The organism is Collinsella sp. LCP19S3_F2, assembly GCF_052121015.1.
Classification (GTDB): Bacteria; Actinomycetota; Coriobacteriia; order Coriobacteriales; family Coriobacteriaceae; genus Collinsella.
In genome coordinates, this window is record NZ_JBQKFA010000001.1 from 155027 (window position 1) to 169399 (window position 14373).

Sequence of the window (14373 nt, forward strand, 5' to 3'; positions counted from 1 at the left end):
GATTTTCCACTCTCATGAGAGGCAGCTAATTTGGGACGGGGCTATTTTGACTACTTCTAGATGCAAAGTAGTCAAAATAGCCCCGTCCCAAATTAGCTGCCCTTGCACCAAAAACGGCGCCCGCCGGCGATGTTGCCGGCGGGCGCCGTTGTCTTGAAGACGAAATGATCCGTTTTCCTCCGTTCCCAAGGGATCATTACAGCGAGTCGATAAAGCGCTGCTGGGCGGCGCGACCGGCCTCGTCCCATTTAAAGACGCCGGCGTTGTCGAGCACGTGGCCAAACACCATGCCGACCTCCTCGTGCAGGATATCGATGGCGCTATCCGCCGTAAGCTCGTCGGCGCGACGGGCAAAGACGTCCTCGGCCCATGCGGCGTGGCTGCGGCAAAGGTCGTCGCCCTCGAGCGCGCTGGCAAGATCGTAGCTGGCATCGACCTTGGCCGCCAGCAGGTGCTCGCGGACAGCGCCAAGCTCGGGAACCAGGCGCGGCGGCAAAATGGCCAGGCCCATGACCTCGATCAGGCCGATGTTCTCTTTCTTGATGTGGTGGTACTCGGCATGCGGGTGAAATACGCCCAGCGGATGCTCGTCGGTTGTGATGTTGCAGCGAAGCGCTAGGTAGGCCTCGTAGATCGCGCCGCCGGCATTGCCGCGAGAGTCGACGCGGCGGATGACGGGCGTCACGGTGTTGTGGGCCACGCCGTCGGCCGTGTGTGCGATGACGCCCACAGACTCATCGGTCCACTCGCGCCAGGCGAGGATAATCTTCTCGGCGGCGTCGAGCAGCTGGGCGCGGTCGTGCGAGCGCAGTCTCAGCACCGAAAGCGGCCACTGCAACACGGTGCCGCTGACCTGGTCAAAGCCGGGCACGTTAAACTGCGAGACCTCGGCGGCATGCATCATGGGGAACTCGTGCGCGCCGCCCTGGAAGTGGTCGTGCGACAGAATCGAGCCGCCCACGATGGGCAGGTCGGCGTTGGAGCCAATAAAGTAGTGCGGGAACAGGTCCACAAAATCGAGCAGGCAGGTCAGTCCCTTACGGTCGACGTGCATCGGGCGATGCTCGGAGCTCATAGCAATGCAGTGCTCGTTAAAGTACGCGTACGGGCTGTACTGGAAGCCCCAGCGCTCGCCGTTGAGCTGGATGGGTATGACGCGCAGGTTCTGGCGAGCGGGATGGGCGCCGCCGTCGGCTGCGGCGGAGCGTCCAGGGTAGCCCTCGTTCTCGATGCACAGTTGACAGGCGGGATACTTCTCGCCCGTGTTCTTTGCGGCGCCGGCCGCGGCAATGTCGCGCGGGTCCTTCTCGGGCTTCGACAGGTTAATGGTGATTTCCAGGTCGCCCCAGTTGGTGGGGGTACTCCATTTGATATTGCGCGCGATGGCGGCGCGGCGCACGTAACCGGCGTCACAGCACAGACCATAGAACCAGTCGGTCGCGGCGCGGGGCTCGTTGACGCCCATGCGTCCGTTGAACTCCTCGTTTACAACCGAAGGCCTCGGCATGAGCGCGCCCATGATGCGCATGGCGATGCGGTCGCGGCCCGACGCCGTGTCCTCGGCAGCGCCGTTGGCAACGGCGTCCTCGGAAAGCGCGGCAAGCGTGCCCTCCAGGTCAAAATTGGGGAGCATATCGGGGTGCAAGAGCGAGAGCTTCTCGTTCTGCATCGCCCAAGCCATGTCGAGCGCGGGACCCGTGGCGCCGATGCACTCGAGAATGGTGTTGTAGGCCCAGATGCGGTCATCCTGTCCGATCATGGATCGATGGATGGCATACTCAATCAGGCCCTGCGCGGCCTCGCGCACATCAGTCATTACAGCCATGCCGCGTAAGCCCCCTTGTCAGAAATTGCGTAGTGGCGGGCAGAGCCCTCGCCCAGCCAGCCGTTCATCTTGGTGATGAAGGTGTCGACCAGGTCGAGCGGCACGAAGGCCTGGATGGTGCCACCAAAGCCGCCACCGTGGATGCGGACGGCGCCGCGGCCGTCGAGCACATGCTCGGCCAGCGCCAAGGCATACATGGAAGGTTGCTCGGAGCCCAGTTTGGCGACGACATTCTGCAGGTACATGGCGGAGCTGGCACCGGACTCGCGCGTCAGGACCAGGAACTGGTCGATGTCGCCGGCGCTAAGGGCTGCCCAGCGCTTATCGACCAGGCCGTTCTCGTACCAGTAGTGAACGGCGCGCAGGCAGGCACGGTCGCCCAGCTTGGCGCGTAGCTCAGGGAGCTTGGCGTCAAAATCCGCCACGTTTACCTCGCACAGGCGTGTCTTGCCAAGCTCGGCGGCGATGTCCTGCATCTCGCGCGGAACGGCGGCGTAGTCGTCGGTAGCTGCCACATGGTCGGCGCCAACCTTAACGAGCACGAGCGCATAGCCGTGATCCTCAAAGTTGAGTTCGAGCTTCTGGGTTTTAGGCTGAGCCTGGTCCTCAAAGTCCATGTAGGCGAGGCCGCCCAAGCAAACGGCGGCCTGGTCCATAAGACCGCAGGGCTTGCCATAGTAGTTGTTCTCGGTGCGCTGGCTCATCTGGGCGAGCGCGACGGGCTCGATGGCGGGTGCGCCCCAGAGCGTCTCCATGGCACGACCGTACGCCGCCTCGACGGCGGCAGAGCTGGAAAGGCCGCCGCCCGAGGGGACGGAGCAGGTGAAGGCGAAGTCGAAGCCCTGGGGCTCAACGCCCAGAGCAGCGATTTCGTGGGCCATGCCGCGGACGAGGCTCGCGGACGTGCCCTTCTCGGGCTCCTGAACATCTAGCGTATCGAGCGTGATCTCAAAGGTAGGATAGCCCTCGTCGGCGACGCGGATCTTGTTGGAGTCGGTCGCCACGGCGATACCGTCAACGGCGACATCGAGCGAGCCGGCGATAACATGGCCGCCCTCGTGATCGGTGTGATTGCCGCTGATCTCGGAACGCCCGGGTGCGTGCACGTAGAGCACCTGGCGGTCGCCGATGGGTCCAAACTCCTCCTCAAACAGCCTGGTGAGCATGGTGAGTGTCTTTTCGTCGGGGGTGGTCATGGGAGTCCTTTCCTTGGCGCGCACGGGTGAGTTTTGCGTCGCTATGAGTACGTTAACAACTTGAAGCGGCATGAACCAAGTGTTCACGATGCCGCACGTTACGGGCTATGTTAACGTACTCATAACACATCGCTTGTCACTTTTTGAGAATCCGGTAGCCGGTAGAATTACAGCCGTGAACGGTACCGCCGTATGGACTTATAAAGCAGAAGAGATGCAGATAGAAAAAGTAGAGTACGTTAACATGCGTCCGACGATAGCGGGCTTCGGCGCGGGGTGTGTTTCTGCCTGGGTCGGCATGCACGCTATTCAGATTTCGCAAAGGTGAAGGTGGTTCTGTGGCAAGGCACTCGTCCAACGATACAGGTACGCGTCCGGTCTCCATGGCCGACGTCGCCCGCGCTGCCGGTGTTTCGCAGCAGACGGTTTCGCGCGTCGCCAACGGCTTGCCCAACGTTAACGAGCAGACGCGCCAGCGCGTGCAGGCCGCTATGCAAGAGCTCGGTTTTCGTCCGAGTTATGCCGGCCGCTCGCTGCGCGACGGCCGTTACCATTCGGTCGGTCTGTGCGTCAACGATATCACCAAGTTTGGCAACCTCTCAATGATCGACGGCATCGCCAGCGCTGCTCGCGAGCATAATTGCGCCATCACGCTGGTCGAGATGTCCAAGACCGAGGAGTTTTCGCTTGCCGAGGCCACGCGTCGTATGGCTGCGCTGCCGGTGGACGGCATCATCATCGGCATGAGCCGCATGGCGCCCGATTTTGAGACGTTTGATCCGCTGCCGGGCATTGGCACGGTTATTGTTACCATGTACGCGCATCCGCGCGTGACCACGGTCGATTCCGACCATTACGGCTGCTCGCTCTTGCTTATGGATCATCTGTTTGAGCTGGGGCACGAGCAAATTCGCTATATTGGCGGCCCGTCGTTCTCGGTCGACGAGCAATTTCGTCGCGCCGGCTGGCAGGATGCGCTCGAGCATAAGCACATTAAGCCGCAGGCGCCGCTCGAGGGCGACTGGTCTGCCAACAGCGGCTACGATGCCGGCAGGTACCTGGCCGAGCACGATCGCACCATGACGGCGATCTATGCGGCAAACGACCAGATGGCAAATGGCGCGATTGCCGCGCTGCGTGATAGCGGCCTGCGCGTGCCCGAGGACGTAAGCGTGGTGGGCGTCGACGATTCGCTCGACGACTTTGTCGCGCATAACGAGCTCACGACCGTTCGGTTCGATTTACATCAGCGTGGACGCGAGGTGTTTGAGCACGCGGTTCCCGAGGCGGGTACGGCGGGCAAAACCGTTGCTATCCGTATTCCCGGCCAGCTCATTATTCGACATAGCACGGCGATGCCATGCTCATAGTTTACGCAGGTAAACGGCGATTTATCGTATTTCAATAACAATCGGTAAGGATGCCGGCAGATAACAGTTGGAATGCTGCCAAGTGCTATGATAGACAAGTTATTTTGTCTATCTAGGAGGCTTTGCCTGATGGAGATCACCAAGGATATCCGCTACATTGGCGTCGACGATCACGACATTGACCTGTTCGAGGGCCAGTACGATGTGTCCGAGAACGGTATGGCATACAACAGCTACGTTATCTTGGGCGATAAAATCGCTGTTGCCGATTCGGTCGACGGTGGTTTTGTCGGCGAGTGGCTCGGCAACCTCGAGGCCGCGCTCGATGGCCGTACGCCCGACTACCTGGTCATCCATCATATGGAGCCTGATCACTCCGCCGGTATCGCCGCCTTTATGGAGCGCTATCCCCAGGCGCAGATTGTGGCCAGCATGGGTGCTTTCCGCATGATGGTCAACTACTTTGGCACCGACTTCCCCGAGCGCAAAATGGTTGTCAAAGAGGGCGATGTGCTCGACCTGGGCGGCCACAGCCTGACCTTTATCGGCGCCCCCAATGTTCACTGGCCCGAGGTGCTCTTCTCCTATGAGGCCACCGACAAGGTGCTCTTTAGCGCCGACGGCTTTGGCAAGTTTGGCGCCAACGACATCGAGGATCCCGAGGGCTGGGCCTGCGAGGCTCGCCGCTACTACTTTGGCATCGTGGGAAAGTTTGGCAAGTTCGTGCAGGCCGTGCTCAAAAAGGCTGCTGATCTGGATATCCAGATCATCTGCCCGCTCCACGGTCCTGTCCTTACCGAGAATCTGGGCTATTACCTCGACACCTACAACACCTGGTCGAGCTATCAGCCCGAGGACGAGGGCATCACGATTGCCTATGCGAGTGTCTACGGCCATCTGAAGGCCGCTGTCGAGGAGCTCGCCGCAGCGCTCGAGGCTCGCGGCCAGAAGGTTTCCGTCTTTGACCTGGCTCGCGACGACATGGCCGAGGCCGTTGAGGATGCGTTCCGCTATGACCGCCTGGTGCTCGCCTCTATCACCTATCAGGGCGAGATCTTCCCGTTCATGAGCACCTTTATCCACACGCTTGCCGAGCATGCCTACCAGAACCGCACCGTGGCGCTCGTCGAGGCCGGTTCCTGGGCGCCCGCCGCTGCCAAGGTTATGACCAAGGAGCTCGAGGGCATGAAGGACATCACCCTGGCGGAGAACAAGGTGACCGTGCTGGGATCGCTCAACGACACATCGCGCGCCCAGATCGAGGCCCTCGCCGACGAGCTTTCCAAGTAGCGATATTTCGCTTTTAACGGGCAAAACCACCACAAAGGGACAGGCCCTTTGTGGTGGTTTTTGTTTAAGCGCCGGCGATGATGAGGGCTGGACGTGCGCTGTCGGCGGCCTCGGCGATTGAGGTGGCGACGGCGGCGTCGGGGTCGCTGTCCATCACGATGATGTCGACGTCGGCAAGCTCGGCAAAACGGTACATGCCGCGTCCGTTGACCTTACTGGCATCCATGAGGGCGACGCTTTGACGGGTGGCACCGACCATAGCCGCTTTGGTCTCGGCCATCTGCGGAAAGTCGGTCGTAAAGCCGCAGCCGGGAACAAAAGCGCCAGGACACATGACGGCAAGGTCGGCGTGGACCATTTGGAGCGCCTGCATGGTAAGTGGGCCGTACAGATAGCGATGGCCTTTGCGCAGTGCCCCGCCCAGCATGACGACATCGACCGAGGGCATGCTCTCGTCAATATAATCGGCGATGGTAATGTCGGCCGTGATAACGGTGATGCCGTCGCGCTGATCGAGGAGCCGGACGAATTCGAGCGCCGTGGTGCCCGAGTCGACGAGCAGCGTGTCGCCGTCATTAACGAGCTCGATGGCGCTTTGCGCGATGGCCTGCTTGGCGGCGACGTTGACATTGATGCGGCGATCTTGCGTGGAGACGGTCAGGCGTTTGTGGAGCGATACGGCACCACCATGTGTGCGACGCAGCTTGCCTGCTTCGGCGAGCGCGTCTAGGTCGGCGCGGGCGGTGACGGAGGACACACCAAAGGTCTGGGCGATTTCTGCTACCTGCACCGAGGCGTTATGCTCGAGTATTTCCATAATGGCGGTACGGCGCTCGTCAGCAAAAGCACGGTTGGTAGCTTGGGCCATGTTTGCTCCATTCTCGGCTATATTTGCAGGAATTGTGTTGACTCTATTTTCGTTCATTTTCTTTTTGAGTAAGAAAACACCTTTCGATTACTTATCTTTTCTATAAAAGAAAGACGCTAAACGCTCAAAATTCAATATCGAACACGCCCACTCGGTTCCGATTCCTTCCGTTTACTTTTCAAAAACGACTGTATTGGCCTGCATGGACTCAATATCTCGCACGTGCAAAGCCGCTGAATTTCATACAATGAGCGCAGTAAAACGTAAGGTAAAACGCCTTGTGAACAACTACGCCCGATGTCCAGATGCGGGCGAGGGAGAGGAGCAAACGCTCATGGCACTTGTTACCACCGAAAAGATGCTCAAGGACGCTCAGGCCGGTCACTACGCCGTCGGCGCGTTCAACGTCGAGAACCTCGAGTTTGTTATGGCCGTTCTGGCCGCTGCCGAGGAGACCAAGTCCCCCGTCATCATGCAGACCACCCCGGGCACCATCAAGACCGCTGGTCTGGACTACTTCTACGGCATGGTGAAGGCCGCTGCCGAGCGCGCTTCCGTGCCCGTCGCTCTGCACCTCGATCACGGCGATGGCTATGACCGCTGCATGCAGGCTTTCCGCACGGGCTACACCTCCGTCATGATCGACGGCTCGCACGAGTCCTTTGAGGACAACATTGCCCTGACCAAGTCCGTCGCCGACGCTGGCCGCGCCATGGGCGTGCCCGTCGAGGCCGAGCTCGGCAAGGTTGGCGGCAAGGAGGACGACGGTCCCGCGGTTGAGGGCGAGAGCCCCTACACCGATCCTGCCGAGGCCAAGGAGTTCGTCGAGCGCACCGGCTGCACCTCGCTGGCCATTGGCGTTGGCACCAGCCACGGCGTGTACACGAGCGATCCGCACATCGAGCAGTCCGTGGTCAAGGCCATCCGCGACGCCGTCGACGTGCCGCTGGTTCTGCACGGCACTTCCGGTGTGCCCGATGAGCAGGTTGCCGAGGCTGTGAAGAACGGCATCTGCAAGGTTAACTACGCTACCGAGCTGCGTCAGGCCTACACCAAGGGCTTCATGGCCTACATGGCCGAGAACCCCGCCTGCTTCGATCCCAAGAAGCCGGCCAAGGAGGGCATGCGTGAGATCACCGAGCTGGTTAAGATCCGCATGACCAACCTCAACTCTGTGGGCAAAGCAGAGTAACAACAAGGGTACTCTGATCCCACCGGGCCGTCCGGAAACGGAAAAGGGCCTATCTCTCAGAACGTCCTCGGACATGTCGGAAGCCCCGCTGCGCGCTACGCGCTGCGGGGCTTCCTCCGTCCTGCGGAATGTTCTGAGAGATAGGCCCTTTTCCGTTTCCGGACGGCCCTGCTCGATCGCCCTTGTGGCGTTGGGGCGGAAATTGGTGGGGCGTTAGGGCTTCTTTGTTGGTGGGGGTTAGTATGCCCGGGCTTGGTTTGGGAATGACTTGTTTAGGGATGCTTGGAGCTTATCGAAGGATATTCGCAAGTTGAGATTCTGATCGGTTGAGCGTTTGGCTTTTGTGGTGGGGGAGTCGAGGAGGCCGTTTCTCTGTGTCGGGGGGAAGGAGAAAAGGTCTGCATGTTTTAGGGATGGCTGCTGCGCTGCGTCATTGGAAGAATGCATGCTTATGCGGCCTCCTCGATGTCCACCAAAAGGTTGCGCACGGGGTGTGCTGCTAGGTCCCGTTCGTTGGCAGTATTATGCCGCGGCTGCTGCAAAGAAGCACTAAAGAAAGGCTTAATCAGGTTTGTTATAACAGTGAAACTGCAGGTCAAAGGTAACGAATAACACTCTTGAAAGGTTTTGAGCTTAAGGGCTTTCTAAGGTTTGCGGCTCGGATGTGGCGCGGACGTGCGGAGCGTGTGGCTGATCGCTGTTAGCGCTGCGGTGCGGCGGCGCGTACCTGTTCGATGACCTTTTCCATGGTGGCGTCGATGCGGTCTTTCTTGAGCTCACATTCCCAGACGGTGATGGGCGTCCAGCCCATTTGAGTAAGCGCGTCGATGGCGGCTCGGTCGCGCTCGACGTTGCGGCGAAACTTTGCCTCCCAAAACTCAACATTGCGCTTGGGCTGGCTCGGATTGCACTTAGGGCAGCGATGCCAAAAGCAGCCGTTGACGAAAATGGCGATCTTGCGCCCGGGAAAGGCGATGTCGGGCTTGCCGGGTACCTTCCATTCCAGACGGTATCCCGTAAGGCCCGCTGCCCGCAGGCGCTGGCGAACGAGCAGCTCGGGTTTGGTGTTGGCGCGCTTGTTGCCCTTCATGGACTTTTTTATAGCGGCGCGACGGCGCACCAGTTCGCGCTCGTCAGCGGAGAGGTCCGAGGTATCGATGCCGTCGAGCAGACCTGGTTTGGGACGCTTTTTGCTGCGGCGCTTAGGTGCGCGCTTGGGCTTGGTGGCGGGTTTGTCGGCCGTGTTGGGCGTGGCGTCATCGGCGGCGCCGTTGGCCTCAAGCCGATCTTCCTTCAACTCAATCAGAGCATCGATAAGCCCTTTGTCGGCGGGCATCCATTCCACCGTAGCAAGCGAGGTGCGCGGAATCCAGCGGATATCGAGCTGGCGGTCGTGCTTCTGGGGCTCATCGGATTCATCGGCGAGCGAGCAGTAGTAGCACTCCATGGAGAGATGAAAATCGGGGTAGTCATACTCAACGGTATAGAAATCGCGCAGGTTGGTGACTTTGACCTGCAGCTCTTCCATGAGCTCGCGGCGTACGGCGTCCTCGGGCGTCTCGCCGCGCATGAGCTTGCCACCGGGGAACTCCCAAAGTCCCCGCATGTCGCCGTAGCCGCGCTGCACGGCAAGCAGCTCATCGGATCCTTCCTTGCGAATGATCCCAGCGGCAACATGAACAGTCTTCAACAGGAGTCCTCTCTCAACATCGACACGTGGCAGGGTAGCTCATTTGGGTAGTCTTTTTGGGACGGGGCTTTTTTAGCTACCCTATGTCAAATGCGGCCTCATGCTTCGAAGGCTGCGGATAGGGTAGCTAAAAAAGCCCCGTCCCAAAAAGACTACCCCTACCTTACGCAACGGTAAGGCAAGCGTAAGCGATATCGATGGTAGCCGACTCGGCTTCTTGCGACTATAGATGCCGTAGACTAATCGCAAGAAAGGACTCGGTATGCAAACCACGCACATGGCGACCCCGGTACTGGAAGTCGTGCATCTCGAAAAGGTATACGGAGCGCTGGGCAACGTGACCCGCGCGCTCAACGACGTCAGCTTTACCGTCAACCGCGGCGAATTCGTTGGCATCATGGGCGCTTCGGGCTCGGGCAAGTCGACGTTGCTCAACTGCGTGTCGACCATCGATAGTGCCACAAGTGGCACGATCCGCATCAACGGCCAGGACGTGACGCACATGAAGCAGGCTAAGCTTTCGCAGTTCCGCCGCGAGGAGCTTGGCTTTATCTTTCAGGACTCCAACCTGCTCGATACGCTCACGGCACGCGAGAACATCGCCCTGCCGCTCACCATCGCCCGCACAAACTCGGCAGAGATCTCGACCCGCGTGCAGGATGTTGCAGCGCGCCTGTCCATCAGTCAGGTGCTCGACAAGTATCCCTACCAGATGTCCGGCGGTCAGCAGCAGCGCGTTGCCGCGGCTCGCGCGCTCGTCACCGACCCCACCATGATCATGGCCGACGAGCCCACCGGCGCTCTCGATTCCAAGAGCGCTCGCCTGCTGCTCGAGAGCCTGGAGGCCCTTAACCGCCGCCTGCGCGCCACCGTGCTCATGGTCACGCACGACAGCTTTGCCGCCAGCTACACGAGCCGTGTGCTGTTTATTCGCGACGGCAAGATCTTCACCGAGCTGCGCCGCGGAGACACCGACCGCCGCGAGTTCTTCGACCGCATTATGGAGGTCGTTGCCATGATGGGCGGTGAGGGCTCCGATGCTCTGTAAACTCGCTTGGGGCAACGTCCGCCGCGCCGGCCGCGACTACCTCGTCTACCTTTTGACGCTCACCCTGGGCGTCACGGTCTTCTATGCCTTTAACACCATCTCGATGCAGGTCGACATCGCCGGAATCGATGAAGAGGGCTTGGCGCAGGTTATGGGCAGCATGCTCGGCTACCTGACGTACTTTTTGGCCGGTGTCATGGCCTTTTTGATGGTGTATGCCAATAACTTCATCATGAAACGGCGCAAGAAGGAGTTTGGCCTGTACCAGGTGCTCGGTATGGGGCGCGGGCGCGTCGCCACGATCATGGCGCTCGAGACGGTGATAGTATCGGTTGTGGCCTTTGTCGCCGGCATTGTGCTGGGTGTGGGACTCTCCCAGCTCATGACGTTCTTTACGGCCTCGCTCTTTAAGACACAGATCGCCAATTTCCACTTCTTTTTCTCGGTGCATGCGTTCAACCTGACCCTTGCCTGCATGCTCGTAATGTTTGTGCTCACGCTGCTGCTGAACCTTCGCGCCGTGCGTCGTACCAAACTCATCGAGCTTATGGGTGCCGAGCGTCGCAACGAGAGCATCAAGACACGCAACCCCTGGATCGCGATTGCCATCTTTGCCGTGGGCGTGGTGCTTGTGGGCGTGGCCTATTACCGTCTGCTACGTGATGGGTTCCCGCTAACCGCGACGGACAGCAAGCTGCAAGAGGCCATGAACCAGTTTGGCATTACGACCGCTATGGTTACCGTGGGTACCTTTGCCCTGTTTTGGGGACTCTCGGGCATGCTTATCAAGCTGCTGCAGAGCCTGCGCGGCGTGTATTGGCGCGGCCTCAACATGTTTATCGTGCGCCAGCTTGCGGCCAAGGTCAACACGGTGTGCTTTTCGATGGGCGTCATCGCGATGATTCTGTTCCTTGCCATTACTTCTGTGACTTGCGGCATGTCGATTGCCAGCGTGATGAACGAGAATCTGGAGCGCTATACGCCGGCCGATATGTCGCAGACGTATGTCTATTACACGCCCGATACGCTCGGCTACTACAAGGAGTATGTCAATCCGTCTGAGGCCGATCGCATGGTGCTGGCCGATACAACGGTCGATTTGTACCCCGCATGGCACGGTAAGGACAAGTCGGCGGACAACAACGACGAGACCGGCAAGAAGGTCAATATCGCCGATGTTGCCGGTGAGCATGTGCAGATCGATTCGTATCTGAGTTACCCGCTTGGCGGTTCGAGTCCTTCGGTGTCTGCGGGTGAGATGTGCAAGACCATGGGCGAAAAGCTTCCCAAGGCGTTCGGGGGTAGCAAGGCCGATGCGATGGGTCTGTTTGTGACGCCGGCGAGCCAGTACAACAAACTGTGCCAGATGATGGGCGAGGAGCCGGTGAGCATTGGCCGCGACCAGTACTTGCTTACGTGTGATATGGGCGGTGAGCTGGTCGACCTGTACACCAAGTATATGGCTGGCGGCCATGCCCTTACCTTGGGCGGGCATACGCTCAAGCCCGCAACCGATAAGTCGGACGAGGACACGGCGGCCATCGCCAACTCGGCGATGGGCAGTAATCCGGGTACCGTCGTCGTTGCCGACGAGCTGTTGTCCCAACTTAATCTGCAGCCGTATTCCAGTAGCCTGCTCGTTAACTACAAACAGGGGATGGATACGACCGAGGCAGACGAGAGCATTGAATACACTGTGCTCGACAATCTGCTCGTTGACGGCAAGGAGCCGGGATCGTGGGGAATCTTCATCACACGCTCCGAGATGTACACGCAAGCAGCGCAAATGAACGGTCTTATTAGCTACCTAGCCATCTACATCGGCTTTGTATTGGTTGTTGCATGCGCGGCGATTCTGTCGATCCAGCAACTCTCCAACGTGGCCGACGGCAGCCGCAGCTATCGTGTGCTGGCACAGATCGGCTGCGACGACCGCCAGATTCGCCATTCGGTGATGGCGCAGCAAGCGGTATTCTTCCTGTTCCCGCAGGCAGTGGGCCTGGCGCACTCCTTTGTGGCACTTAAGGTGATCATCGAGCTGGTGAGCATATTCGGAAATATGAGCATCGGCGGCACCGTGGGCCTCACTTGCGCGATCTTCCTGGCAGCGTACGGTGGCTACTTCCTGGTGACGTACCTCATGAGCACCGGAATGGTGCGAGCTGCCATAGCCACCCGCTACAGCGAATAACAAGCGGGCAAAATCGTCGCAAAATCAGAGGCGTATGACCGCCGCGAAGGGACAAGGGGCCCTTTCGCGGCGGTTTTTTCCAACCTGGTGCGTCTCAGATACAAGTGAGTAGACTTTTTTGAACCTGCCGAGCACATCGCGACAAATGCTCAATAAAACCGCAGGTCAGAGCTGTGGCGTTTTGGGGCGTGCTTGGCCTCCTGCAAAAAGCCTACTCACTTGGTTTTTCTGCTAGAAGACCGCCGCGAGGGAAGGCAACTCCCCCGGGTAGTCGTTGGGGACGTTCTTAAACGACTAGTCAAACAAGAGCGTCCCCAACGACTACCCCAAAAGGAGCGTCCCCAAGTGCCAGCTTTGGCAACGATGCAGGTCGAAAAACGTCAGCGAAAACCCGTACACGCGAGCAATGTGCCTTGAAGCGAGGCGGCATTGACCTTTTGGTCATGCCGTCGAAGCTGAAAGGCAGATTGCTCGCGTGTACGGGTTTGCAGCGTCGGCCGGTTACGGCGTTTGGTAAAACGCCGTAACCTACACCCGCTCTGCGATCTCGTGGATGAGGTAGTCGGTCTTTTCCCAGCCCAGGCACGGGTCGGTGATGGACTTGCCAAAGACGCCGCCGTCGACAGACTGGTTGCCGTCCTCCAGGTAGGATTCGATCATAAAGCCCTTGACCAGCTTGGAGATGGACTCGTTGCGGCGGCAGCTGTCGAGCACCTCCTTGCAGATACGGTGCTGCTCCAGCGGGCGCTTGCCCGAGTTGTCGTGGTTGCAGTCGATGACCGCCGCCGGGTTGGCGTAGCCGGCATGCTCGGTATAGCGCTCGGCCAGACGCTCCAGATGCTCGTAGTGGTAATTGGGGTAGGTACGACCGTCGAGACCAATGTAGCCACGCATGACGGCGTGCGCGAGCGGATTGCCGTCGCACTCGACCTCCCAGTTGCGGAAGATGAAGCTTTGATGTGCCTGGGCGGCGTAGATGGAGTTGAGCATGACGGTGGTGGAACCGGCGGTGGGGTTCTTCATGCCCACAGGCACCGAAATGCCGCTCGACACCAGACGATGCTCCTGGTTCTCGACCGAGCGCGCGCCCACGGCGACGTAGCTCAGCAGGTCGACGAGGTACTGGTAGTTGGACGGGTAGAGCATCTCATCGGCGGTAAAGAAACCGGTCTCCTCGATGACGCGCAGGTGCATATGGCGGATGGCCTTGACGCCCTCGAGCAGGTCGTCGGGAGCCTCGGGGTCGGGGTTGTGCAGCAGGCCCTTGTAGCCAGTACCCTTGGTGCGCGGCTTGTTGGTATAGACGCGCGGAATGATGATGAGTTTGTCCTTGACCTCTTCGGCGACCTTGGCCAGTCGGCTCATGTACTCAAGCACCGAGTCCTCGCGGTCGGCAGAGCACGGGCCGATGATGAGCACCTTGCGCGCGTCCTCGCCGGTAAAGACCTTGGCGACCTCGGCGTCGAATGCCTGTTTTTTGGCGGTAAGATCGGCGGAAAGCGGCATTTCCTCGCGGATTTCCATGGGGATCGGCAACCTGCGCTTGAATTCCATGGCCATACGGGGCCTCCTCAATCAAATAAGACAAAGTGTGCATTGTCGAATGCTCGGCATTATCCGCTGTCGCACGCTAAAGTGCAAGCCCTCGTCACCCCAAAACCTGCCAAAAAGGGACAGGTTTATTTTGGCAGGTTTTATCTGGG

General features: G+C 59.5%; 10 protein-coding genes. 5 read left to right on the forward strand and 5 right to left on the reverse strand.

Translation table 11 applies throughout. From position 1 onward, the window contains the following. Window positions 1–196: 196 nt before the first annotated feature. Both ACTQX9_RS00730 and ACTQX9_RS00735 read right to left on the reverse strand, forming a co-directional pair. On the reverse strand, window positions 197–1825 hold the full coding sequence (locus ACTQX9_RS00730; RefSeq protein WP_441054967.1) for a UDP-glucose--hexose-1-phosphate uridylyltransferase: 1629 nt from the start codon (window positions 1823–1825) through the stop codon (window positions 197–199). Then, window positions 1816–3021 (reverse strand): galactokinase, encoded by a 1206-nt coding sequence (locus tag ACTQX9_RS00735; protein ID WP_441054965.1) that lies wholly within the window; start codon window positions 3019–3021, stop codon window positions 1816–1818. Before ACTQX9_RS00735 ends, ACTQX9_RS00730 begins: the two co-directional genes overlap by 10 nt. Window positions 3022–3404: 383 nt before the next feature. On the opposite strand from ACTQX9_RS00735, the gene ACTQX9_RS00740 reads away from it, so the two are divergent. Together ACTQX9_RS00740 and ACTQX9_RS00745 are read left to right on the forward strand one after the other, a co-directional pair. Beyond that, a complete protein-coding gene (locus ACTQX9_RS00740) occupies window positions 3405–4391 on the forward strand; it encodes a LacI family DNA-binding transcriptional regulator (protein WP_441054969.1) in 987 nt (328 codons plus the stop codon). A gap of 129 nt (window positions 4392–4520) precedes the next feature. Next, the gene (locus ACTQX9_RS00745; RefSeq protein ID WP_441540228.1) at window positions 4521–5681 is read left to right on the forward strand and encodes an FprA family A-type flavoprotein; all 1161 of its coding nucleotides are present in this window, start codon (window positions 4521–4523) and stop codon (window positions 5679–5681) included. A 64-nt stretch (window positions 5682–5745) separates the two neighbouring features. Here ACTQX9_RS00745 and ACTQX9_RS00750 read toward each other — a convergent pair whose 3' ends face one another. Continuing rightward, window positions 5746–6549, reverse strand: a complete 804-nt coding sequence (locus ACTQX9_RS00750) for a DeoR/GlpR family DNA-binding transcription regulator (protein WP_441054961.1) — start codon at window positions 6547–6549, stop codon at window positions 5746–5748. A 334-nt stretch (window positions 6550–6883) separates the two neighbouring features. Between ACTQX9_RS00750 and ACTQX9_RS00755 the strand changes: the two genes are divergently transcribed. After that, entirely contained in the window at window positions 6884–7741 is an 858-nt protein-coding gene (locus tag ACTQX9_RS00755; protein WP_022095149.1) for a class II fructose-bisphosphate aldolase, read from the forward strand. 700 nt (window positions 7742–8441) lie between these two features. On the opposite strand, the gene vsr is transcribed toward ACTQX9_RS00755, so the two are convergent. Continuing rightward, complete coding sequence (gene vsr, locus ACTQX9_RS00760; RefSeq protein WP_441540229.1) at window positions 8442–9431, reverse strand: DNA mismatch endonuclease Vsr; 990 nt, start codon at window positions 9429–9431, stop codon at window positions 8442–8444. Window positions 9432–9693: 262 nt separating this feature from the next. Between vsr and ACTQX9_RS00765 the strand changes: the two genes are divergently transcribed. Continuing rightward, window positions 9694–10479 (forward strand): ABC transporter ATP-binding protein, encoded by a 786-nt coding sequence (locus ACTQX9_RS00765; RefSeq protein ID WP_441540230.1) that lies wholly within the window; start codon window positions 9694–9696, stop codon window positions 10477–10479. Continuing rightward, window positions 10469–12670: an ABC transporter permease gene (locus tag ACTQX9_RS00770; protein WP_441540231.1), complete on the forward strand. Its 2202-nt coding sequence runs from the start codon at window positions 10469–10471 to the stop codon at window positions 12668–12670. The genes ACTQX9_RS00765 and ACTQX9_RS00770 overlap by 11 nt, the downstream gene beginning before the upstream one ends. A gap of 528 nt (window positions 12671–13198) precedes the next feature. Here the strand turns inward: ACTQX9_RS00770 and ACTQX9_RS00775 are convergent. After that, complete coding sequence (locus ACTQX9_RS00775; protein WP_427748347.1) at window positions 13199–14230, reverse strand: 3-deoxy-7-phosphoheptulonate synthase; 1032 nt, start codon at window positions 14228–14230, stop codon at window positions 13199–13201. Window positions 14231–14373: the final 143 nt, after the last annotated feature.

Bases quoted from the DNA above. Each gene is read 5' to 3' on its own strand.
- ACTQX9_RS00730 (WP_441054967.1), bottom strand. From the start codon at position 1,825: ATGGCTGTAATGACTGATGTGCGCGAGGCCGCGCAGGGCCTGATTGAG.
- ACTQX9_RS00775 (WP_427748347.1), bottom strand. From the start codon at position 14,230: ATGGCCATGGAATTCAAGCGCAGGTTGCCGATCCCCATGGAAATCCGC.
- ACTQX9_RS00765 (WP_441540230.1), top strand. From the start codon at position 9,694: ATGCAAACCACGCACATGGCGACCCCGGTACTGGAAGTCGTGCATCTC.
- ACTQX9_RS00750 (WP_441054961.1), bottom strand. From the start codon at position 6,549: ATGGCCCAAGCTACCAACCGTGCTTTTGCTGACGAGCGCCGTACCGCC.
- ACTQX9_RS00755 (WP_022095149.1), top strand. From the start codon at position 6,884: ATGGCACTTGTTACCACCGAAAAGATGCTCAAGGACGCTCAGGCCGGT.
- ACTQX9_RS00745 (WP_441540228.1), top strand. From the start codon at position 4,521: ATGGAGATCACCAAGGATATCCGCTACATTGGCGTCGACGATCACGAC.
- ACTQX9_RS00770 (WP_441540231.1), top strand. From the start codon at position 10,469: ATGCTCTGTAAACTCGCTTGGGGCAACGTCCGCCGCGCCGGCCGCGAC.
- ACTQX9_RS00740 (WP_441054969.1), top strand. From the start codon at position 3,405: ATGGCCGACGTCGCCCGCGCTGCCGGTGTTTCGCAGCAGACGGTTTCG.
- ACTQX9_RS00735 (WP_441054965.1), bottom strand. From the start codon at position 3,021: ATGACCACCCCCGACGAAAAGACACTCACCATGCTCACCAGGCTGTTT.